This is a genomic window from Streptomyces sp. NBC_01261, from assembly GCF_036226385.1.
Classification (GTDB): Bacteria; Actinomycetota; Actinomycetes; order Streptomycetales; family Streptomycetaceae; genus Streptomyces.
Window position 1 is genome coordinate 10,012,937 of record NZ_CP108463.1, and the last position, 22,879, is coordinate 10,035,815.

Sequence of the window (22,879 nt, forward strand, 5' to 3'; positions counted from 1 at the left end):
GCCTGGGTCCATGCTCTCGGTCGGCTGCCTGTCGACGATGTCGGCGTTGATGTGCACGCCGAGGTCAGTGAGTTGGCGAACGGGCGGTCGGCGGCTTCCTCGCACTCTAGGGGCGTGATCCTCCTGATGCCCTACGGGTCACCGTGTGTCGTCCAGGGCGCCAAACATGAGCTGGTGGACCACCTCGGTCAGCAGATCGGTGCCCGCGCTGATGTCGTGGTCGTCCGTCAACTCGCCCTCATTGTGGGAGATTCCCTCGACGCTGGGCACGAACAGCATGATCGACGGCGCGACGTCCTTCATGTTGACCGAGTCGTGGCCGGCGATGGTCATCATGGTCTGGTGGCTGAGCCCCAGTTCGTCGGCGACTCGGGTGGCGAGTTCGACGCCGGCCGCCGGGAACGGTGCCACGCCCCAACCATGCGTTTCTACCTGCTCGATGGAGACCGACGCGCGCTCCTCGATGCCTGGGATCGACTCGGCCAGCTTCTTGGCCGCCGCGTCGAGCAGGGCTTCGTCGGGCGAGCGCAGGTCGACGTGCATGCGCACCTCGCGGGCCACCACGACAGGGGAGTTGGGCTCGACGGTCACCTCGCTGACCGAGGTGTGCAACGGCAAGTCCGTGCTCTGCTCGGCCAGTTCACGCACCGCCACGACGAGGAGCGAGGCACCGAACAGGGCGTCGCGCCGGTCCGCCATGATCGTGGATCCGGTGTGCGACTGCTCGCCGCGCACCACCACCTGGTACTTGCGTGCCGCCCACGTGGCGTCCACCAGGCCGATGGTGAGCCCCTTGTTCTCCAGGTCGCGGCCCTGCTCGATGTGGATCTCGGCGTATGCGGCCACGTCCGGTCCGGGGTAGTCGCCGATCGTGCCGATCTCGCGGAGGGCGGTCTCGACCGTGGTGCCCGTGGGGTCGGTCGTCGCGAGGGCGGTGTCGGCGGGCAGCTTCCCGGTGAACACCGCGCTGCCCATCATGCTCGGCTTGAAGCGGGAGCCTTCCTCGTTGAACCAGTTGACCACCGCCACGTTGTACTTCGGTGCGGTGTCCGAGTCGCCGCCGTACTGCCGCACGGCCCGGTGTGCGGCGTGCGCCGAGGCCAGGACACCGTACGCCCCGTCGTAACGGCCGCCGAGCGGCTGGCTGTCCAGGTGGGAGCCGGTGAGGACGTACGGGGCTCCGGGCGTGACGGTGAAGAGACCGAACTGGTTGCCGACGCTGTCGTAGCGGACCTCGGCGCCGCGGGCGGTGAGCCACTGGTGGAGCCAGGCGCGCTGTTCTCCGTCGGCGGCGGTGGCGGCCTGGCGGTCGACTCCGCCGGCGGGGGTGGCGCCGAAGGCGGAGAGGGTCGCGAAGTCCTTCAAGAGGGTGGCGTCGGGGGTGCTCATGATCACGTCCTGTCGGGTGGTGGAAGGGGAGGAGCTTGCGGGGACCGGGGGCTCAGGCGGCGGTAGCCGGGGCGCGGACCGTCGGGTCCTGGATCAGGTGCAGTACGGCCGGGAGTCCGCTCGCGCGGGCGCGGCGGAACGCCTCGCGGAAGTCGCAGTGCGAGGTCACGGTCTCGCCGTATGCGCCGTACGAGCGGGCCCATGCGGCGAAGTCCGGGTTGGTGAGCCGGGTGCCGGACGGGCGGCCGGGGTAGGCGCCTTCCTGGTGTTCGCGGATCGTGGCGTAGCAGCCGTTGTCGACGACCAGGGCGACGAAGACGGCGCCGTGGCCCACGGCGGTGGCCAGTTCCTGGCCGTTCATCAGGAAGCAGCCGTCGCCCGCGACCGACACGACCTCGCGTCCCGGGAAGACCAGCGAGGCGGCGACGGCGGCCGGTATGCCCATGCCCATGGCGCCGTTGCGGGGGGCGACGAGGGAGGCTGGGGTGCGGTGCGGAAGGTGGCGGGCCGGCCAGAGGGCGTGGTTTCCGGCGCCGTAGGTGATGACGGTGTCGGGGGTGAGTTCCTCGCGCAGCACGCTCATGACCGCGGTGAGGTCGACGTAGGTGTCGTCGTCCGTGGCCGTCGGTTCGGGTGAGGGAGTGGAGAAGTGCGCGTGTGCTTCCCTGGCCGCCTTGAACCAGGCGACGTCGGCATCCGGTGACGCGGGCGTGGTGACCAGGTCGAGGACGAAGGACGGTGCGTGGGCCGAGACGAACTGGTCGATGCGCCCGCTGTGGCCCTGTGCGTCGCCGGGCAGGACGAGCACCGTCTCCGAGTCGAGACCCCGCGTGTATCCGTCGCTGAGCACGTCGCCGCGAGGGGCGCCGAGGAAGACGGTGAGGTCGGCCTCGTCCAGCAGCCGGGCGGCGTGGTCGCCGCGGCCGTAGCCGAGTGAACCGGCGTAGGCACCGGTGCCTTGGAGGTCGTGGGGGACGGCGTCGTAGGCGCGGAAGTCGGCGAGGACGGGGATCGAGTGCCGGGTCGCCCAGCGCATGAGTTCCTGGCCGCTCTCGGCGGTCCAGCCTTCGCCTCCTACGACGACCAGCGGGCGCCGCGCGTGCTCGAACCGCCGTACCAGTTCCTTGAGTTCGGCCTCGGCGGCGCGGGGTCGGGGCACCGCGAGCGGCTGGACCGGGCGGGAGGTGCCCGCGGGCAGGGTGAGGACGTCCTCGGGGAGGCCGATCACCACGGGACCCGGCCGGCCGCTCCGCGCCACGTGGACGCTCTCGGCGACGACGCGGGCGGCGGCGGTCGGGTCGTCCAGCATGACGACCTTCTTCGCCGTACTGCCGAACCACCCGGTGAGGTCGAACTCCTGGAAGGACTCCCGGCCCCGGTCGGGCACCGGGACCAGGCCGACGAAGAGGAGCATCGGGGTCGCGTCCTGGTACGCGGTGTGGACGGCGATGAAGGCGTTCGCGGCGCCCGGACCCCGGGTGACCATCGCGACCCCGGGCAGCCCCGTCAGCCTGCCCTCGGCCAACGCCATGAAGCCCGCGCCGCCCTCGTGCCGGGTCACCACCGTCGAGATCGGCGAGTCGTGCAGACCGTCGAGGACCTCGAGGAAGGACTCGCCGGGAACGCCGTACACCCGCCGCACGCCTTCGCGCTCCAGCTGCGCGACAAGCAAATGGCCGGCGGAGAGAGGGCGCTCGGAGGGCTCGGGAGACTCGGGTGCGACGTTCGCCATCGGGGTGTGTTCCTTCTCTTGAGGCCGCGGTTGCCCGGTCAGTGTTGCTTTCGGGACGGCCGGAAACACGGGGCAAAGGCCCCCAGATACGGGCCTCACGGTGTGCAGATGAACAGAGCCGGGCCGGAGGTGGACGTCCGTCCGCCGACTGTTGTTCTGCTCGACCCCACGTCCGTAACAAGAAGTTTTCATCCGGACCTCGAAGCCAGACGTGGCGCATTGGTCATCTGCACAGTCGACGGCCCGTGGCGGTGTGCTTCTGCTCCTTGTGGCCGGTGAAGGGGTCGATGCACGGTGGGCCGACCCGATGGCGCCCGCACAGCACCCAGCCGCTTCCTCTGCTCAGACCGGAGTCCCCATGACCGCTCCCGCCTCCCCGCCGATCCCGGACAGCCGGCTCGACGCGACGAAGATGCGCAGGATCTCCCTCGCCAGCATGGTCGGCACCACGGTCGAGTGGTACGACCTGTTCCTGTTCGGCACCGCCTCCGCGCTCGTGTTCGGCAAGGTGTTCTTCCCCGAGTTCGACGGGGCCGTCGGCACGATCCTGTCGTTCCTGACCTTCGCCTCCGCCTATCTGGCGCGCATGGTGGGGGCTGTGCTCTTCGGTCACTTCGGGGACCGTCTCGGCCGCAAGTCCATGCTGCTGATCTCGCTGACGGCGATGGGTGTGGCCACCTTCGCCATCGGGCTCGTCCCCGGCTACGGCACCCTCGGCGTGGCCGCGCCCCTGCTGCTGCTCGGCCTCCGGGTGATCCAGGGCCTCGCGCTCGGCGGCGAGTGGGGCGGCGCTGTACTGATGACCGTCGAGCACGCGCCGGCCGATCGACGCGGGTTCTTCGGCTCCATGGTCCAGATCGGCGTGCCGATCGGGACGCTGCTCGCCAACGGGGCGTTCCTGATGGTGGCCTCCACCACGAGCGACGACGCGCTGTACTCGTGGGGCTGGCGGATCCCCTTCCTCGCCTCGGCGCTCCTGGTCGGCATCGGCGTGTACATCCGGCTCCACATCGAGGAGACGCCGTCCTTCAAGGCCGTCCGCGACGAGGGGGCCAAGGCGAAGATCCCGTTCGTCGCCCTGATGCGCCGGTACTGGCGCCAGGTGCTGCTCGGCGGTGTCGCGACGCTGTCCACGGGCTCGACCTTCACCCTGATGGTGGCCTCCGGCGTGAGCTACGGCACCAACGACCTCGGACACTCCAAGAACCTGATGCTGTGGGCGGTCATGGTGTCCTGCGCCGTCGCCTTCGTGGCCATCCCGTACTTCGGGCGGCTGTCCGACCGGGTCGGCCGCAAGCCCGTCATCTACGCGGGCATCGCGGCGGAGGCCGTCCTCGCCTTCCCGTTCTTCTGGCTGCTGGACACCGGTTCGGCACCCCTGGTCTTCGTCGCCTATGCGCTGATGATGCTCGCCTTCTCCGCCAACTACGGCCCGATCGCGACCTTCCTCGCCGAACTCTTCGGCACCCACGTGCGCTACTCGGGCCTCTCGGTCGCCTACATGCTGTCGGGCCTGCTCGGGTCCGCGGCGACCCCCGCCATCACCGCGTGGCTGCTGACGGCCACCGGGAACAGCTCTTCGATCGCCTGGTACGTCCTCGGCGCGGCGACCCTGTCCCTGCTGGCCCTGTTCCTGCTCGCCGAGACCCGGTTCGGGGACATCGACGAGCCGGGCGTGGCATCCCGGTCCGCGGGCCGCCCGATCGGGGCCGTCGCATGAGCGGCGGTACGAGCGTCAGCGGGATCACGCGGATCGACTCGCCGCCGGGCGTCCCCGCCGCCGTAGGCCCCTATGTCCAGGCGACGTCCGCAGGCGGCTTTGTCTTCACCACCGGCCAGATACCCGCCGCCCCGGGAACGTCGACCGGCACCTTCGAGGACGACGTGCACGCGACCCTGCGCAACCTCGAAGCCGTCCTCCACGCGGCGGGCTCGGACCTTGACCACGTCGTCAAGGTCAACACCTATCTCAGCTCGGCGGACCAACTCGCGCCCTACAACCAGGTCTACGAGTCGTACTTCGCCGAGCGTCGGGCGGCGCGGACGACGGTGTGCGTGGGGCTGTGGGGCGTGTCCCTGGAGATCGACTGCGTCGCGGTGGTCAGAGCGGAGGGGGAGCAGTGAGCCTCACGGCCCCGGATCAAGTGGCCCTCAGACAGGCGGAGTTGTTGGAGCGTCTCCAGCAGGTCGACCTCCCCACCCTCGGGCACCTGCTCGAGGACGGCTTCGTCGATCCGGCGATACGAAGGCTGGGGCAGCCGCGTCGGATGGCCGGTACGGCCGCCACGCTCGCCCTCGACGCTCCGGACGCCACGGCGGTGAACCGCGCGCTCGTCGCGCTGCGTCCCGGTGAGGTGCTGGTCGTCGACATGCGCGGTGACCACACCCACGCGCCGATCGGTGCCGTCACGGTCGCGGCGGCGCGAGCGCGTGGGGCCGCGGGCATCCTGGTCGACGGTGTGGTGACCGATGTGGACGCGCTGACGGATTCGAGTTCCGGCCTGCCGGTTCACGCCCGGGGCACCAGCTGCCTGACCACCAAGCGGCTGGGCGGCGAAGGCGGGAAGCACCAGGTGCCCGTGCACATCGGCGGCGTCCGTGTCGCACCGGGCGACATCGTCCTCGGCGACGCCAACGGCGTGATCGCCCTGCCGCCGGGCGCGCTGGCCGCCGTAGTACGGCAGGCGGAGTTGTCGGACGCGGCCGAGCCGGGACTCCTCACGCGGATCCGGGCGGGCGAGGACCTGCGGACGCTCCTCCACCTCGGCTGATCCACCTCTGCTCCGCGAAGGAAGGAAGACGGAAGACACATGACGGAATACAAGATCGTCGACCCGGCCACGAACAGGCTCGTGCGGCGGTATCCGACGTCGGACGACGCCACGGTCGACCGCGCGGTCGAGGTGGCGGCAGCGGAGTTCGCCGACTGGCGGCGACGCCCGGTCAAGGAGCGCGCCGAACTCGTCCTCGCCGTGTCCCGGGAGTTCGAGAAGCGCCGCGAGGAACTGGCCGCGATCATCACGCGCGAGATGGGCAAGACCACCCGCGAGGCACTGGGTGAGGTGGACCTGTCGGCCGCGATCTTCGCGTACTACGCGGAGCGCGGCCCGGACTTCGCCGCCGACCAGCGGCTCGACATCCGCGGCGGCGACGACGTGGTCGTACGGTCCGAACCGCTCGGCGTGCTCCTCGGCGTCATGCCGTGGAACTACCCGTACTACCAGGTGGCCCGCTTCGCGGCGCCCAACCTCGTCCTCGGCAACACGATCGTCCTCAAGCACGCCCCGAACTGCCCCGAGTCGGCGCAGGCGATCGAGGACATGATGCGGGCGGCCGGACTGCCGGCCGGTGCCTACGTCAACGTGTACGCCACCAACGAGCAGGTCGCCCGTGTCATCGCGGACCCGCGGGTCCAGGGCGTCTCGCTCACGGGCTCGGAGCGGGCCGGGCGTGCGGTGGGTGAGGTCGCGGGCCGCCATCTCAAGAAGTACGTCCTCGAACTCGGCGGCTCCGACCCCTTCGTCGTCCTGCCCGACGCCGACCTGGCGGCCGCCGTCCGCGCGGCAGTCGAGGGCCGGATGGGCAACGCGGGCCAGGCGTGCACCGCGTCGAAGCGGTTCATCGTCGTCGACTCGGTGTACGACCGGTTCCTGGACGCCTTCACCGACGCGGTGCGGGCCCTGGCCGTCGGGGACCCCACCGACGAGGGCGTCGCCTTCGGACCCCTCTCCTCCGAGGAGGCCGCCCGGACCGTGATCGCGCAGGTGGACGACGCGGTGGAGAAGGGCGCGACGGCGGTGACCGGAGGCAAGCGGCCCGCCCGCGAGGGCGCCTTCGTCGAACCGACAGTCCTCACCGGCGTCACCCCCGGCATGCGCGCCTACAGGGAGGAGATCTTCGGCCCGGTCGCGATCGTCCACCGGGTCCCCGACACCGCGACGGCGATCCGCCTCGCCAACGACACGCCGTACGGCCTGGGCAGTGTCGTGTTCGGCCGCGACCTCGACACGGCGAAGGCCGTCGCCGCCGCGCTCGACGTCGGCATGGTCTCGATCAACGGACCCTCCGGCACCCAGGAGGACCTTCCCTTCGGCGGGGTCAAGCTCTCCGGCGTGGGGCGGGAGCTGGGGGCGTACGGCATGAGCGAGTTCGTGAACCGGAAGGTCGTCCGCGTACGGGGATGAGCCCGTTGCTGCCGGGCGGGGAGGAGCAGGCCAGGATGGAGCACATGCACACTCCGCCCTCGCCCTCGGCACTGCCCCCGCCGGACCCGCATGTCGTCGCGCTGGCACGCCAGTGCCTGGAGGAGATCGACAGCCTGGTCGAGGAGTGGGCCGAGTACGTGGGGCCGCTGCGCGCCTCCTACTCGGAGCTGGTCTCCCCGCAGGAGTTCCGGGACAGTGCCTGGCAGGCGTTCGAGGTGCTGCTGCGCACCGTCGCGCGGCTGCCGGTGCCGGAACACATCGCCGGGGTCTCCGAGCGGGTCGGCGAACAGCGCGCCCGGCAGGGCGTTCCGCTGGACGCGCTGCTCCAGGCCGCGCGCGTGGACTTCCGGGTCGTGTGGGCCGCGCTGGTGCGGCGCGCGGGCGACGAGGGAAAGGCGCAGTTGGTCAACTCCGCCTACTACGTGTGGGAGGCGGTCGAGCACCACGTCACCGGCATCATGACCGCCTATCAGCGCACCGTGCTGGAGATGGGGCGGCGGACGGAGGACGAGCGGCGGCTGTGGTTCAGCCGGCTCCTGGACAGCGACGGCCGCAACCCGACCGTGGTGCAGGACGCGGCGCGAGCGCTCGGGTTCCAGGTGTCCGGACACTTCCTGTGCGCGGTCACCCCCGGAGGCGGCGAAGCGTCGCTGCGCGGGGTCGCGAACGCCCTCCGCGGTCTCGGTGCCCCGCTGCAACAGCAGGCGGTCGCTTCGGACATGGTCCTGGTCGTCCAGTTGAGCCCCCGGCTGACGCGAGACGCGGTGCTGGCACAGCTTCAGGGGACGCCGTGCGGTGTCTCCTCGGAGGTGACCGGGCTGACCGAACTGCCCCGCGCGGTGACGCTGGCGACCGCCACGGCCCGTGTGCTCCCACCCGACGCCACCGACCCGCATCGCCTGGAGGACAGCTGGCTCGACGTGCTGGTCCACCGGGCCGGGGACCTCGGCCGGGATCTGGCGGCCGACGTGTTCGGCGGCCTGCACGCGGGCGCTCCTCCGGCGGAGGTGGACCGGCTTCTGGAGACCGTGCAGACGCATCTGTCGGGCAGCGGCTCCGTCGCCGACACGGCCGCCGCCCTGTACTGCCACCGCAACACCATCCAGCAACGCCTCAACCGCTTCGCCGAACTCACCGGCCGCGACCCCAGACGCCCCCAGGACGCGGCCCTGGTGGTCCTGGCCCTCAGCGCGAATCGCCTGCCGCTGATGTGATGCGGGTCCAGGCTCCTCCGACCTGACGTGTCGGCGCGGTGCAAAATCGGGCCGTAAGAGTTGATTGCCCTGGTGGAAGGGGATGTCGAATCAACTCCCGGGTGCGCAGTCTGGGTTGCGCAAGTGCTGAGCGAGCACCCGGAACCTGGAGATCAGAGCCATGCGCAACCCAGATGTCACGGAGCCCCCCACAAGGGGAACGCATCCGCATACCGCCGCCGCACCGACCCGCGGCCCCGGAGGTTCCCGCCGCGCGAAGCACACGATCGCGTCCACCGTGACCGCCGCCGTGCTGGCGTTGATCGCCACCCTCTTCGGCCCGCTGGCCACCGCCCAGGCGCAGACCTACCCGTGCCCGGGCGGCCCGTCCTCGGGGGCGTCCTCGTCCGGGTCGAGCTGTCCCACCCTGCACAACCGGGACATCGTGGCGGAGGCGGCCATGCCGGCCACCCTGTACCGCGGGGACTCCCGGCCCCCCATCGCCGACAACAACCAGGGCATCTTCAACACCGGCTTCTGGTCCCGGGGCACCAACTCCGACATCGTGTCCCACGTCCAGGGCGACCGCTCACTGAACAGCGAGTACATCTCGACCTCGGGAACGCTGGGTGTGACCGAGGACTTCGCGCGGAGCCAGGGCGTGAACAACCTGGCTAGCATCGCCCTGAACAACCAGTGCTCCACGGGCCGGCTCGTCGCCTACGCGGTCCTTCCGGGGATCGGCCCGTTCCTCATGGAACGCTGCCTCCGCGGCACGATCACCGCGCGCACCTTCGTCTACACGATCGACCCGGCGTACGCGCGGAACGCGCTGTACGTCCCCGACCAGATCCGCAGCAACACGGACCTCTACAACCACTACCACACGCAGAACGAGTGGGCGTACGTCCGGCACATCCCGAACTGGGCGATCACCGGCGCCCGCATCTACACGATGACCGCCCGCTACAACCGCGGCCTGCTCGTGCCGTCCACGATCACGTTCCACTACGACCAGTTCGTGGCCAACCCCCACCACGCCCAGACCCGCATCACCTACGACCCGGCCACCGACCGCGGCGCCGACTGGAACTACGACACGACCCTGAACTCGCCCACCGCGAACAGCTACTCCCGGGGGTGCAGCTCGATCACCAGGTGCCGGAACGGCAGCTGAGGGACGGCTCTCCATCCGGCGGCGGGGTGGTTCACGGTGACCCGTGGACCACCCCGCCGCCACGCGGGTTCATTCAGGGGGCCGGGATGTTCCGTTCCACGACTGTCTCCTCACCGATGAGGGGGCGCAGTGTCCGGTGGGCGATGCGCAGGCCCTGTTTCACCTTGTCCTCGGTGCCGGACCAGACGGGGTCCTCGTGTTCCACGGAAACGGTGCCGGTGTAGCCGAGTTCGTGGAAGCGGTCGACGACACGGCGCCAGTCCACCTCGCCCAGACCGGGCACCCGGTAGCGCCACCAGCCCATCTCCCAGGGGTTGTCGCCCTTGTGCACGGTCCCGAAGAAGCCGAACCGGTCGCGCTTGGCGGGGAAGAGCTCGACGTCCTTGGCCTGGGTGTGGACGATCCGGTCGATGTACGGCTCGATCGTCGTGAGGGGGTCGACGCCGATCCAAGTGAGGTGCGAGGGATCCCAGTTGAGGTAGAGGCCGAGCCCGAACATCCACTCCCACAGTTCGGGGGAGTAGGCGAGGTTGCCCGGATAGCCGTCGGGGTGCCAGCCCTCCATCACACAGTTCTCGATCACGATCTTGACGCCGCGATCCGCCGCGTAGCCGACCAGTTCGGGGAGGATCTTCTCGCCCTCGCGCAGGTTCTCCACGACGGAGAGCCCCGGATCGCGTCCGATGAACGTGCCGACCGACTCCACACCCAGCCGTGCCGCCACATCGATCACGTGCCGGAGATGGGTTCTGGTCGCCTCACGGGTCGCGGGGTCGGGGTGCAGGTTGTTCTCGTAGTAGGCCAGCGAGCTGATCTCCAGGCCGGTGCGGCCCAGCAGTTCGCGGGTCGTGTCCTCGTCGGCCTGCGAGAAGGTCGCCACCGGGAGATGGGAGGCCTCGAAGTCGCGGCCACCGGTGTTCGGCCACACCGCGACTTCGAGGGTCTGGTAGCCCTCGGCCGTGGCCCAGTGGGCGATCTCGTCAAGGGACAGGGAGGGGAGGCAGGCGGTCAGGAATCCGAGCTTCATGGCGCGGGTCCTTCGGTGAGAGGGGTTGAGAGGGATGGGAGGGCGGCCGGGGAAAGGAGTCACCGGCGCCGGTCGGCCGGGGGAGGGGAGGCACAAGCGTCGGTCAGCCGGGGGGGTGCCTCTATGTCCTTCGTCAAGGCGTCCCTGTGGGGTTTGGGGTGATTCGGTCTTGCTGGGGTCATGCGGCGAGCTCGACGTCCGCGGGCGTGCGGGATTCGTAGAAGGTGCCGTCTCGGAGCATGGCGAACAGGACGCTGATGCGTTGGCGGGCGAGGCGGAGGAGGGCCTGGGTGTGGTTTTTGCCGCGGGCTCGTTGCTTGTCGTAGTAGGTGCGTGAGGCGGGATCGGCGTTCATGCAGGCGAAGGCGGAGAGGAACATGGCGCGTTTGAGCTGGCGGTTTCCGCCTCGCGGGGCGTGTTCGCCGTGGACCGAGGTCCCCGACGACTTCGTGGTCGGGGCGAGTCCGGCGTAGGAGGCCAGGTGGGCGGCGCTCGGGAAGCTGGTGCCGTCGCCGACGGTGACCAGGAGGACGGCGGCGGTCCTGACGCCGACGCCGGGCATCGACGTCAGGACCGGGGAAAGAGGGTGGGCCTCCAGCAGGGCGTTGATCTGGGCTTCCAGGGCCCGGCGCTGTTCGTGGACAGCGGCGAGAGAGCGGGCCAGGGAGGGCACGACGATGTCGAGGGTGCCGGTCCCGGGGACCACGACGGTCTGCTCGTCCAAGGCCTGGAAGACGTCGTCGATCAGCCGCTGTGCCATGCGCGGGGCCTTGGGCCGGATGAGCTCGACGAGCCTGCGGCGGCCGGCTTTGCGCAGTGCGGCCGGGGAGCCGTAGCGCTCCAGCAGCCAGGTGACGGCCTGGTGGTCGAGGCGGGGGCCCAGGACGCGCTCCAGTGACGGGTGGAACTGGGTGAGCAGGCCGCGTATGCGGTTGGAGGTGCGGGTGGCCTCGGCCGCGAGGTCCTGGTCGAAGCCGACGAGGACCGTGAGTTCGGCGGTGATCTCGTCGGTGAGCTCCAGGGCGCGCAGGGTGTGCGGCATGGTCCGGGCCGCGTCCGCGATGACCGCGGCATCCTTCGCATCGGTCTTGGCCTCGCCCGGATACAGGTCGGCGATCCGCCGCATCGCGAGTCCGGGCAGGTAGGCGACTTTGCAGCCGGCGTCCCGGGCGACGGTGAGCGGGAGGGCTCCGATGGATGCGGCCTGGTCCACGATCACCAGGACCGTGCCGAACTTCGCGGCCAGTTTGTCGAACACGGCCCGCAGTTTCGGCTCGCTGTTGGGCAGTTGCTTGTCGAAGACCTTCTTGCCGGTGGGAGTCAGCCCGTGCCCGTGATGAAAGCTCTTGCCGACGTCCAGGCCGAGGAACACGCCCACGTCTTCGGTGTCGAACATCGCGCCCTTCCAAGGGAGTTGAACGTGCCGGCCTCGGCGTTGGTGTCGTACGCGCGCATCCACGTTATGCAGACCTGCCGCCCGCGAGCTGTCCGGCATTGCGCCGGACCGGGCGGTGGCCGGACCTCTCATCAGCGTCTCCGACGGCACCTCCCGGGCCCGGTGACACCACCCCCCAGGTCATGCCTTCGACAGGGGGCAACAGTCATACCGGGCCCGGAGGCCAGCGGCCCTCTTGCAGGACCGCGGAAAACATAACGGGGGGGAGAGACGGAGGGGAGGCGCGAGCGTCGGTCGGCCGGAGACCATGGTCCATGTGCTCCGGTCACCCAGGCACCGGGGTCCACACGCGCCGGTCCGCCGAGGCCAGGACCGCGTCCACCAGGTTCGCGGACCGTGCACCGTCGAGCACGGTGGGCAGCCCCTCCGGGGTCTCGCCGCGCAGAGCCGCGTAGGTGTCCTTGACGAAGTTCTCGAAGCACTCCAGATAGCCCTGCGCGTGCCCGGCCGGTACGAGTGAGAGCCGGGCCGCCTCACGGGTGTTGGACGTCGGATCGCGGACCAGGGTCTCGGTGCGGTTGCCGTAGCCGAGCCACAGGGACTCGGGCAGTTCCTGGTCGAAGACGGCGCTGGCGTCCGCGCCGTCGAGTTCGAACCACAGCCGGTTCTTCCGGCCGGCCGAGACCTGCGAGACGGTCGCGGAGACCAGGACCCCGTCGGTCGTCCGCCCAAGCACGCCGACCGCGTCCTCCGTGGTGACCGGGACCCGTACCGACCCGGCGAGCGGCGCACCGGAGAACGTGGGACCCCCGGCGTCGAGCCGTTCGGCCACCGTCGTGGCGGTCTCGGCCAGTACCTCGGAGATCCGGACCCCGGCCACCCACTCCACCAGGTCGAACCAGTGCGAGCCGATGTCGGCGAAGGCTCTCGACGGGCCGCCGGCCACCGGGTCCACCCGCCAACTGGTGCTCTCCGGCGGGAGCAACCAGTCCTGGAGATACGAGCCGTGCAGCAGCTGCCAGGGGCCGAAGTCGCCGGCCGCGACCCGGGCCCGCAGCTCGCGGACCATGGGGTGATAGCGGTAGACGAAGGGCACGGTGGCGATCAGGCCCGAGGCCGTGGCGGTGTCGGCGAGCAACCGGGCGTCGGCCGCCGAAGTGGCGATCGGCTTCTCGCAGACGACGTGCTTGCCCGCGAGCAGCGCGTCGCGCGCCTGGGCGACGTGGAGGTGGTTGGGCGTGCAGATGTGGACCACGTCGACGCGGTCGTCGTTCAGGACGGCGTCGACGTCCGGATAGCCGACGTCGAGCTGCCAGTCGTGTGCGACCGCCCGGCTCCGCTCGGGCGAGGAGGCCAGGACGCCGACCACGTCGGCGCCGGCCGCGCGTGCGCTGCGGACATGGACTCCCGCGATCATGCCCGCGCCGAGGACGGCGACCCGTGGGCGCGGCCTGCGGGGGTGTCGTACGGGGGTTTCGGTGACGCGTGTGGTGTGCCCAGTCGGGGCAGCCATGCAAGATCCTTTCGGCACGTGCCGTACGGGAACTCGCTGTTCCGGTCTCATCCAGGGCCAACAGTAAGAGGCATACTTCTGCCAGGAAAGCCCTTTGAATATTGTCGTTTCTGGAATATTAATCGTCCGTTGGTGTCGTCGGCCGTTCCATGGGGAGTGAACGTGGCAGCACGACTGGGCGCACCGGGCAGCGGCTCGCGCCGTCATCCCGACGCGGTGCGCAGTCAGATAGCCCGGCTGATCGCGGCCGGCGAGGCGGCGCATCGCCTGGACCTGTCCCGGCTGACCGGGCTCTCGCGGTCCTCGATCCACACGCACGTACAGGACCTGGTGGACGCGGGGCTGTTGCACGGGGAGGACGCCGGCGGCGGGGGAAGAGGCAGGCCGGCACTGCGGCTGAGCCTCGCGGGGGACGCGGGTGTCGTGCTCATCGCCGACCTCACCACCTTCTCGACGCGCTGCCTGGTGACCGACCTGACCCAGCGGGTGCTCGCCGACACGGTCGTCCCCTGGCCGCTCGCCGAGGGCCCGGAGCGCACCGTGAACCTGCTGGTGGAGCAGTTCGCCGACCTGCTCGAACAGGCGAAGGTCCCGGCGGACCGGCCCCGCGTCCTGGTCGTCGGACTGCCGGGTCCGGTGGACGTGGCGCGTGGCATGGCCGTCCGCCCGCCGATCATGCCGGGCTGGGACGGCTTCCCGGTGGCCGAGCGGCTCGGGGGTGAGCTCGGCTGTCCCGTCCTGGTGGACAACGACGTCAACCTGATGGCGCTCGGTGAGGCGCGGACGGTGCCGCCCGAGCAGTTGCCCGTGCTGTTCGTGACCGTCGGCGCCGGTATCGGCGCCGGGTTCGTGCTCGCCGACGGGACACTGCACCGGGGCGCCGACGGCGCGGCCGGAGACATCGGGCACATCCGTGTCCCCGGCGCCGAGGAGGTGGTGTGCCGGTGCGGAAAGGCCGGCTGCGTCGAGGCGGTGGCGTCCACAGCCGCCCTCGCACGGCGCCTGGTGGCGACCGGTGAACCGCCCCTCGACGTGGCGGAGGACGGTGCCGCGATGCGGGACTTCCTGGCCCGGCTGCGCGACGGCCTGCCGGACGCGCTGCACGCCGCCCGCGCCGCCGGGGTGGCGCTGGGCGAGGTGATCGCCCTGTGCATCCACATGCTGAACCCCCGGCACGTCGTGGTCGGCGGAGAGATCGTCGAGGCCAGCGACGACCTGCTCTCCGCGGTACGGGGCGTGGTGTACCGGCAGGCCCTGCCACTCGCCACCCGCGAACTGTCCATCACCCGCAGCGAGTTGGGGCGGGACGCGGCGATGGTCGGTGCCATGGTGCTGGGCATCGAGCACCTGCTCTCGCCGGCCGGGATCGGGCGCTTCCTGGGGCCGCGCACCACCACCTGAGCCGCGCGGTCCGCCCAGCGAACCGGCGGCCTTTACCGCCTCTCACCGCCGCCACTACCTTCCATCGTGTCTCGCACATCCGGTCTCATCCACCGGCGGACCCGCTCCGCTCGACCGCGACCTGGGAGACACGGTGAACCGATCCACCCCTCGTGCACGCATCGGCGTCGTCGGCGCCGGCATGGTCTTCGACGCCTACGCCCGAGGACTTGCCTGGTACGGCGACCTGCCCGTCATCAGGATCGCCGACATCGACGTCGGCAGGGCCCGCGCCAAGGCCGAGCAGCACGGCATCCCCGCGTACGGCACGCCCGCCGAGCTCTACGCGGACCCCGACGTCGACGTCGTCGTCAACATCACGCCCCCCGTGGCCCATTGGGAGGTCACCCGGGACGCGCTCGCCGCGGGCAAGCACGTCTACAGCGAGAAACCCCTCGCCGCGACGGTCACCCTGGCCCGCGAGAACCTGGCCCAGGCAAAGGCGGCCGGGCGCGTCCTCGCGGGCGCCCCCGACACCTTCCTCGGCACGGCGGGCCAGACGGCACGGGCGGCCATCGACGGCGGCCTGATCGGCACGCCCTTCGCCGCCACGTCCTTCGTCCGCTCGTCCAAGGTCGAGGCCAAGCACCCCAACCCCGGCTTCTTCTTCCAGCCCGGCGGCGGCCCGACCCTCGACTGGGGCCCCTACCACGTGGCCGCCCTGGTCAACCTGCTCGGACCCGTCGCCGAAGTCGTCGGCACCAGCACGATCCCGAGCCCCCGCATCACCGTGACCACCCCGGACCGCGTCGTCGACGAGGTCGAGGTCACCGTCCCCACGACCGTCGCCGCCATCCTCCGCACGACCTCCGGCGCGATCGTCTCCACCCTCTACAGCTTCGACATCTGGGACATGACACTGCCCCACATCGAGGTCTACGGCACCGAGGGCACCCTCAACATCCCCGACCCGAACCGCCATGACGCCCCGGTCCTCATCAAGCGCCGTACGGACACGGACTGGTCCGAACTCCCGCCGGTCATCCCGCCCACCCGCGCCCCGGAAGCCGGCCCCTTCCGCGGCCACGGTGTGAACGACCTCGTCGAGTCCCTGCACGGTCAACCGCTGCGTGTCCCCGGTGAGTTCGCACTGCACGTGCTCGAAGTGCTGGAAGCCATCGAGCAGTCGACGTTCGCCGCCGGAGCCCGGGCCGTCACCAGCCGCGCCGAGCGGCCCGCGCCCGCGGCCCTCCCGCAGTCCGTCTCCGCCTGACCCCCTCCACCTGAACCTCCCTGCCCGAACCTCCTCCGGCCCCGCACGCCGGCACCGAACCCGTGCACCACTTAATCGATCTCGCACGTCCCGAGAGGAAAATCCCATGCAGCGCAGAACCCGTGCAGTCGCGCTCGCGGCTGCCGCGATGCTGGCAGGCGCCGGTGTCACAGCGTGCGGCGGCGGCTCCAGCTCCGCCTCCGGAGACAAGACCATCACCTACTGGGCGACCAACCAGAGCACCAGCCTCGACGCGGACAAGAAGATCCTCCAGCCGGAGATCGACAAGTTCACCCAACAGACCGGCGTCAAGGTCAAGTTGGAGGTCATCCCCTCCGCCGACCTGCTCAACCGCATCCTCGCGGCGACGACCAGCGGCAAGGGCCCCGACGTACTGAACATCGGCAACACCTGGTCCGCGTCACTGCAGGCGACCGGAGCCTTCGTCGCATGGGACAAGGAACTGCTGGCCAAGGTCGGCGGCGAGTCCCGCTTCCTGCCCGCCGCGCTCAAGTCCACGGGCGCCACCGGCAAGGACCCGGCGAGCCTGCCGCTCTACACCAGTTCGTACGAACTCTTCTACAACAAGAAGCTGTTCAAGGCCGCGAACATCACCTCGCCGCCGAAGACCTGGAGCGAGTTCGTCGCCGACGCGCGCAAGCTCACCAAGGACACCAACAGCGACGGCAAGACCGACCAGTGGGGCCTCGGGTTGCAGGGCGCCTCGTCCTCGTTCGCCGCGCACTTCGCGGGTGGGGCGGCGGTCCTGGTGCTGACGACGGCGACCGGGGCGCACGCGGAGGGGCGGGGCGATGTCCGGGTGGTGAAGACCGTCGTCAACGGCGGCGGCAACGTCATCGTGGGGACGGCGAAGACGATCCGCTACCCGGTCGACATCACGATCAAGGACAACTCCGGGGTGAAGGGGCTCACGCACGTCAGCACCTTCAACCGGACGCGTCTCTACAGCTTCGCGGACTGGAACGGCGACTCGTCCTGCACGAAGAAGAACGCGACGACCTCGGTGTGCCGGGCCACGCTGAGCATCGACCCCGCCTGGATCGCCGACAGCGACGACATCGACTCCAACAAGCTCGCCGGCGTCTGGCAGGTCAACGCGACCGTCAAGGCGAAGGACGGCGACTACTGGATCTCCGACGACATCGCCGAGTACAAGGTCAAGCGGGCCGCCCAGCTGACCACCGTGATCGGACCCGAGAAGGTCACCAAGGGCTCCAAGGCGACCGTCACCGGCAAGCTGTCGCGGGCCGACTGGGAAGACCGCAAGTACCACGGTTTCACCGGGCAGCAGGTCAAGCTCCAGTTCAAGAAGAAGGGCGCCGTCCACTACGGCACGGTCAAGACCGTGACGACGAACAGCACCGGGAACCTGACCACCAAAGTGACCGTCACCTCGGCGGGCAGCTGGCGCTGGTACTTCCCCGGTACCACAACCACCTCGCTGAAGGCGTCGGCCGGAGACACCCTCAACCTGAAGTAGCCGGCGAACGGCACCTCAGACGTCCCCTGCCGCGACCAGGCACCCAACTCATCGTCGGTGTGACGACGATGAGTTGGCCTTCGCCCCCACCTCACCAACTGCCGTACGGCCAGGCCGTGGCGTTGGTCCGCGAGCGTGTCCGCGCAGGCCGGCGGCTGTCGGCGCCGGGAGGGAACCACGGCCCCGGGCGAGTTCGTGTTCCGGTGCGGACGGAAGCGGAACCGGACGACGTTCGCGGGGGATTCATGCAGATCATCGAGGTGACCGGGTATGCCGTCCGGTCTGCTGTGATCACCATGAGGCGGACGGGGACGCCACTCGAATTCGTGATCTTCCCGATGCTGCATGTGGCTTCGCCGACGTTCTACTCCCAAGTACGCATCAGGCTCAGAGAATGCGACCTCATCGTCGTCGAGGGGGTCCGGGGGAAGTCGGCCGGTGTGAACGCCCTCACGCTCGCCTACCGGTTCGCCCCACGCAGGCGGCGCAACGGTCTCCAGGAGCAGCGCGACGAGTTGTTGCTCCCGGAAGGTGTGCCGGTCGTCAACCCGGATGTGACCGCGGCGGAGGTGATCGCGGACCTGAAGACGCTGCCGAGGTGGATGTACATGTTGCTCATGATCGGGGCTCCGGTGATGGGCCTGGTGTTCGCGCTGCGCGGCCCGCGCGCCTTCCTCGACGAAGACCTGGTGGTGGAGGACCTGCCGTCGACACCGCGGGCGGAGATGGTGGCCGACGGTCCCGTGGTGCACGCGGTAACCGATCGGCGCGACCGGCAGTTGCTCGACGCGCTCGGCGAGATCCACGCGGAGCGCGGCGACGATCCGATCCGGGTGGCCATCGTCTACGGAGCGGGTCACGTCCCGGCGATCGTGTCGGGGTTGTGGAATCGCTACGGCTACCGGCCCCGTGCAGCGGAATGGCTCACCGTCCTTGTCCCGGCGTGACCGCTCTGGGGCCACCCCCGGACGCCGAGGCCTCCGAGCGCGCCCGCCGCGAACGCGTGACGCTTGCATGTGCGCGGTGCTGACGCGAAGGGGCCACCACTCTTCCGTTCAGAGCGTGTCGGTGCCGGGGGCGAGGTACTGCGTCTGCAGAAAGTCCTTCAAGCAAAGCGCTGCGAAGGCCGATGCGACATATTTCCAGCGGTCGTCCTTCGCTTTGTCGCCGTGATCGCTGATCCCCCGGAAGATCAACCAGGGCAGGTCGTGCACAGCACGGGCGAAACCATATGACTCCTGGTCCGCTGCACAGATGGTGTTGTCGGTGTCCCTGACCGTACGCAGGAAACTTCCGTCTCTGAGGACTTTCTCGCCCGACGTGATCGTCACGTTGTCTCTCACGACGCGGGGGCGGTGCTCGTTTTCGATCCCCTCGGGCAGTTCGCCGTTGCTGAGCCCGCTCAGGAATCGCCCGACGTTTTCATGGTAGTTGGTGCGATTCGGGTCGTAGTGGAAAATTCCATATCCGTATGTGTCAGCGCTCTCTGCGTACTGTGGACGAGGCTCGACGGTCGTGCCCAGGCGCGCCGACTCGTAGTAGTGGACCCGCCTGGCGACCACCACGTCACCTCGCCGGACCTGGTCCGGAACGCCTGCCGCGATACCGAGGAGGAACACTACTTTGGGTGCGTACTGTTCCAGCAGGGCTTGAACGCAACGGACGATGTGGACGTTGTACGGCTCGCCGGAAGCCGTGATGACCACCGACAGCGATTCACGGCTTCTGCGGGCGGGCACACGTGTCGAGAAGAACCGCCTTCCGCCGGCCGACTTGAACACTTCGCCGTTGAGGCCGAATGCGGACAGCGTGGCGTCGAGTTCTTCCGGCAGTACGGTGACCACCGCGACGTCGACGGCTTCTTTGTGCGTGTCCCGGAATTCCGCGTCATCCCTGTTGCCGGTCAATTCGGGAGGCAGGAACGAGGTGATGACTTTGCGGTCGAGATGGGCCCGAAGGTCGGGTGGCAGCCGCTTCGACTTACGTGCGTAGTCGGCAATCAGCAGACTGCGCTTCACATGACCGTTTCCACCGCCCGCGCTTTCGGACCGAGTCGCCGAGTTCCAAGCCTCCCGCTTGGCGTCGAGGATGTGGGCGAGAGCTCGGCATGCCTGCTCCGGGGTCTCCTCTGCCAGCAGGTCGGGTGGTGCTGCCAGCCATGAGTTGTCGTCCGTCACAGCCCGCTCCTTCTGGCCCTGATCTTGTAGAGGGGGTACACCGGAAGGCCGTCGAGATCCTGTTCGTCGGAGAAGTCGAGGATGGGCACGAACGCGATCGGCTCCACTCCGAACCGCCGCAGAATGGATCGAATTGCACGTGCGGTAGTGCCTCGCGCACGGAACTCGTCCAGAATCACCGCCTTCTTCCGGCGTGTTCCCAAATGCCGCAGCTGTCGTTGCCAGTCCTCGTCCGCTGTCGCTGTCAGGCGCTCCTCGGAATCCGCATCATCCAGGATGTCGCGAGGGATCCGGACGGTGATCTGTCGGTTCTCCATCAACACCTCCAGTCTTACGACCAGTTTCTCGATGCGTTCCTCCTCAGGGCAGACGAAAATCGGATCGAGCTGTTCCCCGAGAGCTCGCGACAGGGATATGGCCTTGAGAGCGATCCAGTCACCGTACTGTTCGAACACGTTCCCCATGTCCGGATGGTAGGAGAAGAGGGTGTCCGCATCGTGAGGTCCGAATTCCTCGGGACGCCAGCGTGATCCGAGGAAGATACTCCAGACGTCATAACTGCGCAGCGCCTGAAGGTGGTCTTTCAGCGGATCCGTGTGCTTGAGGCCGATCCAGCACTGCTCGCAGCTCTCGCGGGAGACCTTCGCGCGGCTGACCCGTGTGAGCTCATCGCAGGGGAGAGGTCTGCCGGCCATGTCGAGACCCTGGTCGGTGATGACTACCGCCAGTGCCCGAGGGGCGAGTTCAACACCTCTGCCGCGCAGGAGCCGGACCACGTTCTCGTAAGTACGGCCAGTATGGATGGCGTTGAAGAAGAGCACCGCAGTCCCGGTGATCTCAAGGCTGTTCACCTGCTCGATCGACCTGACGCGACGCCAGGAGCAACCTAGGGCGGCGGCAACTCCGGCGATCGCGTCGTGAAGGTGTGTGGTGCCCGATTCGACGCTGATGAGCGTCAGCCCCTTCGGATCGGCCGAGGCGGGCACAAGTTGCTTCTTCAGCCACCGCACGGCCATCATCCCGATCTCCTCCACGGCCTGCCCCATGTCGAAGAAGTACCGCGAGCAGTGCGGGATTTCCCGGTTCCCGAAGTCGTAGTGTCCCAACCTCCGGATGATTTTCGCTTCCAGACGCTGCTTCAGGGACTCGTCCGACGGTGCTCGATGTGCGGCGTACTCCTCCGTGAAACCGTGGCCGAGACCCTCCGCGCCACCGTGTGCCCACTCACAGGATCCGTCGTCCGCGATGACGACGATCTTCCCCGCACGGCCGACGTTCTCGCCTGAGTATCGCAAGGGAATCCAGAAAGCCGAGGTCTCAGGTGGACGCTTCGGCACCAGGATGGCCAGCACACGGCGAGAAGCGGCAGCCGTCCACTCCTGCGCGATGCCCGCTATATGGTAAAGGAGGGATTCTCCCAGGAGGCTGTACGGATTGCCCGTCAGGTCGAGAATCAGGTATCTCGTCCCACGGCCCACCGGAAGCTGACTCGTGAGGTGCCTGTGGATCTCGAAGTTCCGGGAGTGGAACTCTTCGGATGTCACATAGATCGTGTGCTTCGGGGCGACAAGGCGCACAGGCTCTTCTGTGAGTCGGCCACCGAGCCATCGATAGACGTCGAGGATGTTTTCGTGGACGGGCTCCGGTGCTCCCCGTCTGACCATGATCTTCTGTACGGCCAGGTCAGACATTGTGCACCGGCAGTCTCAGAGATATCAGGTTCCCCAACTGTGCCGGTAAGGCAGTGTTCTGTGTCGCCCGCACCTCGTAGCGCGCGCCGTCAAAGTCCGGGGCGCTCTGAACGGTCAGGCGCGTTCCGCCCGTTCGGATTTCGAGGCTGCCGCCGAAGACGTCGATCGCTGTCCTGTAGAGCGTGTAGAGCCCGTGCCCGGCCTGGGGATATCCGGCCGGTGGAACAAGCAGCGGCGTGCCGGCCGTCATTTCGGCGAGCAGGACCTCGGAGTCGGTGTCGCTCGGGCCAGGAAGCCAGCGGGAATCGTAGTTCGCGCGGCTCCGGGTCCAGCCTTCGGCTTCGACGACCAACTCGGCCGCCACGCGAGAGTCGCCGCTGCGGTCGTTCTCATCGCGCGCGAGGCGCTCCCGCATCGATGCGATCAGCGTCGCGTCGTTGTCCCAGATGCCGACGGTGAGTACCCCGTGCCCGTCGTCGACCCATGGGGGAGGCAGCTCCATTTGTGAGCCGACAACGCCGATCTGTGGAGCCCGGTGAGCGACGACGCTGTTGAGCAGTTCGGGAACGAGTACCCGCGCGACATCGGATGCCGCCCCTTTGAGGACTCTCTGCAGCAACTGGATCAGTGCATAGCCGCTCCAGAGAGCCGTCTCGTCGTCGACGAACTGGACGCGGCTCATCTTGTCGTCCAGCCGGTAGGGACGCATGCCGAAGTTCTGTCGCTCGACGAGGTAGGGCAGGACGCTCGACCTGAGATCGTCAGTTCCGTGGACGGACGGCTCCTGCGCCTCCGGCCAGGTCTCCCCGAAATACGCTTCGTCCTCCTCGGAGACGAGAAGGCGGAACGGAGTGCGGGTCACGGCCGACACCGCGTCCGGGAACCTCCAAAGACGCAGGCAGTGTCGTGCCGACGCGTTCTCGGGGAGCCGGAACCGGGTCTCGACACCGGACTCCTTGCGCATCGCCGCGACGGACAACACCTGAAGCATGGCGATGACATCGAACGTCACTGCCTTGTTGAGGTCGATCCACAGCGTTTCGGCGGATAACAGAAACGGTGACGCGGCTGCGCACCGCTGGTCCACCTGCTCGATCGAGATGTGACCACCGAGGCGCACGACGAGCGCGTTTTCGATGGGAGCGAGTCCTTCGGCGCGCATGTTCCCCCTGAAATCAGTGACATTGCGTATCTGGACAATCACCAAAAGAATTCAACCGTACTG

18 protein-coding genes and 1 pseudogene are annotated in these 22,879 nt (G+C 68.9%); 11 read left to right on the plus strand and 8 right to left on the minus strand.

Annotated elements, in window-relative coordinates; genetic code table 11:
• Nucleotides 1-138: 138 nt before the first annotated feature.
• Both OG226_RS44565 and OG226_RS44570 read right to left on the minus strand, forming a co-directional pair.
• On the minus strand, nucleotides 139-1,389 hold the full coding sequence (locus OG226_RS44565; RefSeq protein WP_329352318.1) for a M20 family metallo-hydrolase: 1,251 nt from the start codon (nucleotides 1,387-1,389) through the stop codon (nucleotides 139-141).
• A 52-nt stretch (nucleotides 1,390-1,441) separates the two neighbouring features.
• Complete coding sequence (locus OG226_RS44570) at nucleotides 1,442-3,121, minus strand: thiamine pyrophosphate-dependent enzyme (protein ID WP_329352319.1); 1,680 nt, start codon at nucleotides 3,119-3,121, stop codon at nucleotides 1,442-1,444.
• 358 nt (nucleotides 3,122-3,479) lie between these two features.
• On the opposite strand from OG226_RS44570, the gene OG226_RS44575 reads away from it, so the two are divergent.
• The 6 genes from OG226_RS44575 to OG226_RS44600 all read left to right on the plus strand — a co-directional run bounded on the left by OG226_RS44575 (nucleotide 3,480) and on the right by OG226_RS44600 (nucleotide 9,696).
• Entirely contained in the window at nucleotides 3,480-4,841 is a 1,362-nt protein-coding gene (locus OG226_RS44575; RefSeq protein ID WP_329352320.1) for an MFS transporter, read from the plus strand.
• The gene (locus tag OG226_RS44580; RefSeq protein WP_329352321.1) at nucleotides 4,838-5,245 is read left to right on the plus strand and encodes a RidA family protein; all 408 of its coding nucleotides are present in this window, start codon (nucleotides 4,838-4,840) and stop codon (nucleotides 5,243-5,245) included. Before OG226_RS44575 ends, OG226_RS44580 begins: the two co-directional genes overlap by 4 nt.
• Complete coding sequence (locus tag OG226_RS44585) at nucleotides 5,242-5,892, plus strand: RraA family protein (RefSeq protein WP_329352322.1); 651 nt, start codon at nucleotides 5,242-5,244, stop codon at nucleotides 5,890-5,892. Before OG226_RS44580 ends, OG226_RS44585 begins: the two co-directional genes overlap by 4 nt.
• A 39-nt stretch (nucleotides 5,893-5,931) precedes the next feature.
• Complete coding sequence (locus OG226_RS44590) at nucleotides 5,932-7,305, plus strand: NAD-dependent succinate-semialdehyde dehydrogenase (RefSeq protein WP_329352323.1); 1,374 nt, start codon at nucleotides 5,932-5,934, stop codon at nucleotides 7,303-7,305.
• Between the two features lie 35 nt (nucleotides 7,306-7,340).
• Nucleotides 7,341-8,540: a PucR family transcriptional regulator gene (locus OG226_RS44595; protein WP_329352324.1), complete on the plus strand. Its 1,200-nt coding sequence runs from the start codon at nucleotides 7,341-7,343 to the stop codon at nucleotides 8,538-8,540.
• A gap of 277 nt (nucleotides 8,541-8,817) precedes the next feature.
• Nucleotides 8,818-9,696 (plus strand): hypothetical protein, encoded by an 879-nt coding sequence (locus OG226_RS44600; protein ID WP_329352325.1) that lies wholly within the window; start codon nucleotides 8,818-8,820, stop codon nucleotides 9,694-9,696.
• 73 nt (nucleotides 9,697-9,769) lie between these two features.
• Here OG226_RS44600 and OG226_RS44605 read toward each other — a convergent pair whose 3' ends face one another.
• From OG226_RS44605 to OG226_RS44615, 3 genes are all read right to left on the minus strand, one after another.
• Nucleotides 9,770-10,723 (minus strand): sugar phosphate isomerase/epimerase family protein, encoded by a 954-nt coding sequence (locus OG226_RS44605; RefSeq protein WP_329352326.1) that lies wholly within the window; start codon nucleotides 10,721-10,723, stop codon nucleotides 9,770-9,772.
• A 178-nt stretch (nucleotides 10,724-10,901) separates the two neighbouring features.
• Nucleotides 10,902-12,119 carry an IS110 family transposase gene (locus tag OG226_RS44610; RefSeq protein WP_329352327.1) on the minus strand — a complete coding sequence of 406 codons (1,218 nt, stop codon included), beginning with the start codon at nucleotides 12,117-12,119 and terminating at the stop codon, nucleotides 10,902-10,904.
• A 325-nt stretch (nucleotides 12,120-12,444) separates the two neighbouring features.
• Complete coding sequence (locus OG226_RS44615) at nucleotides 12,445-13,632, minus strand: Gfo/Idh/MocA family protein (RefSeq protein ID WP_329352328.1); 1,188 nt, start codon at nucleotides 13,630-13,632, stop codon at nucleotides 12,445-12,447.
• A gap of 162 nt (nucleotides 13,633-13,794) precedes the next feature.
• Between OG226_RS44615 and OG226_RS44620 the strand changes: the two genes are divergently transcribed.
• The 5 genes and pseudogenes from OG226_RS44620 to OG226_RS44635 all read left to right on the plus strand — a co-directional run bounded on the left by OG226_RS44620 (nucleotide 13,795) and on the right by OG226_RS44635 (nucleotide 18,733).
• The gene (locus OG226_RS44620; protein WP_329352329.1) at nucleotides 13,795-15,033 is read left to right on the plus strand and encodes an ROK family transcriptional regulator; all 1,239 of its coding nucleotides are present in this window, start codon (nucleotides 13,795-13,797) and stop codon (nucleotides 15,031-15,033) included.
• A gap of 133 nt (nucleotides 15,034-15,166) precedes the next feature.
• The gene (locus tag OG226_RS44625; RefSeq protein WP_329352330.1) at nucleotides 15,167-16,285 is read left to right on the plus strand and encodes a Gfo/Idh/MocA family protein; all 1,119 of its coding nucleotides are present in this window, start codon (nucleotides 15,167-15,169) and stop codon (nucleotides 16,283-16,285) included.
• 148 nt (nucleotides 16,286-16,433) lie between these two features.
• Nucleotides 16,434-17,009: pseudogene (locus OG226_RS51730) on the plus strand (ABC transporter substrate-binding protein); the annotation flags it as partial.
• Nucleotides 16,998-17,786 (plus strand): hypothetical protein, encoded by a 789-nt coding sequence (locus OG226_RS51735; protein ID WP_443067026.1) that lies wholly within the window; start codon nucleotides 16,998-17,000, stop codon nucleotides 17,784-17,786. The pseudogene OG226_RS51730 and the gene OG226_RS51735, both read left to right, overlap by 12 nt.
• Before the next feature lie 245 nt (nucleotides 17,787-18,031).
• Complete coding sequence (locus OG226_RS44635; protein ID WP_328685214.1) at nucleotides 18,032-18,733, plus strand: hypothetical protein; 702 nt, start codon at nucleotides 18,032-18,034, stop codon at nucleotides 18,731-18,733.
• A 108-nt stretch (nucleotides 18,734-18,841) separates the two neighbouring features.
• Here OG226_RS44635 and OG226_RS44640 read toward each other — a convergent pair whose 3' ends face one another.
• From OG226_RS44640 to OG226_RS44650, 3 genes are read right to left on the minus strand one after another with little or no spacing between them, the layout of a single operon-like run.
• Nucleotides 18,842-19,963, minus strand: coding sequence for a phosphorylase family protein (locus OG226_RS44640; protein ID WP_328685215.1), 1,122 nt, complete (start codon nucleotides 19,961-19,963; stop codon nucleotides 18,842-18,844).
• On the minus strand, nucleotides 19,960-21,654 hold the full coding sequence (locus OG226_RS44645; RefSeq protein ID WP_328685216.1) for a hypothetical protein: 1,695 nt from the start codon (nucleotides 21,652-21,654) through the stop codon (nucleotides 19,960-19,962). Before OG226_RS44645 ends, OG226_RS44640 begins: the two co-directional genes overlap by 4 nt.
• Nucleotides 21,647-22,858: a hypothetical protein gene (locus OG226_RS44650; protein ID WP_328685217.1), complete on the minus strand. Its 1,212-nt coding sequence runs from the start codon at nucleotides 22,856-22,858 to the stop codon at nucleotides 21,647-21,649. The genes OG226_RS44645 and OG226_RS44650 overlap by 8 nt, the downstream gene beginning before the upstream one ends.
• Nucleotides 22,859-22,879: the final 21 nt, after the last annotated feature.

Excerpts from the sequence above, each read along its gene's own strand:
- OG226_RS44565 (WP_329352318.1), bottom strand. The coding sequence starts at position 1,389 with ATGAGCACCCCCGACGCCACCCTCTTGAAGGACTTCGCGACCCTCTCC.
- OG226_RS44575 (WP_329352320.1), top strand. The coding sequence starts at position 3,480 with ATGACCGCTCCCGCCTCCCCGCCGATCCCGGACAGCCGGCTCGACGCG.
- OG226_RS44595 (WP_329352324.1), top strand. The coding sequence starts at position 7,341 with ATGGAGCACATGCACACTCCGCCCTCGCCCTCGGCACTGCCCCCGCCG.
- OG226_RS44645 (WP_328685216.1), bottom strand. The coding sequence starts at position 21,654 with ATGTCTGACCTGGCCGTACAGAAGATCATGGTCAGACGGGGAGCACCG.
- OG226_RS44605 (WP_329352326.1), bottom strand. The coding sequence starts at position 10,723 with ATGAAGCTCGGATTCCTGACCGCCTGCCTCCCCTCCCTGTCCCTTGAC.
- OG226_RS44610 (WP_329352327.1), bottom strand. The coding sequence starts at position 12,119 with ATGTTCGACACCGAAGACGTGGGCGTGTTCCTCGGCCTGGACGTCGGC.
- OG226_RS44635 (WP_328685214.1), top strand. The coding sequence starts at position 18,032 with ATGCAGATCATCGAGGTGACCGGGTATGCCGTCCGGTCTGCTGTGATC.
- OG226_RS44590 (WP_329352323.1), top strand. The coding sequence starts at position 5,932 with ATGACGGAATACAAGATCGTCGACCCGGCCACGAACAGGCTCGTGCGG.
- OG226_RS44615 (WP_329352328.1), bottom strand. The coding sequence starts at position 13,632 with ATGGCTGCCCCGACTGGGCACACCACACGCGTCACCGAAACCCCCGTA.
- OG226_RS44570 (WP_329352319.1), bottom strand. The coding sequence starts at position 3,121 with ATGGCGAACGTCGCACCCGAGTCTCCCGAGCCCTCCGAGCGCCCTCTC.
- OG226_RS44580 (WP_329352321.1), top strand. The coding sequence starts at position 4,838 with ATGAGCGGCGGTACGAGCGTCAGCGGGATCACGCGGATCGACTCGCCG.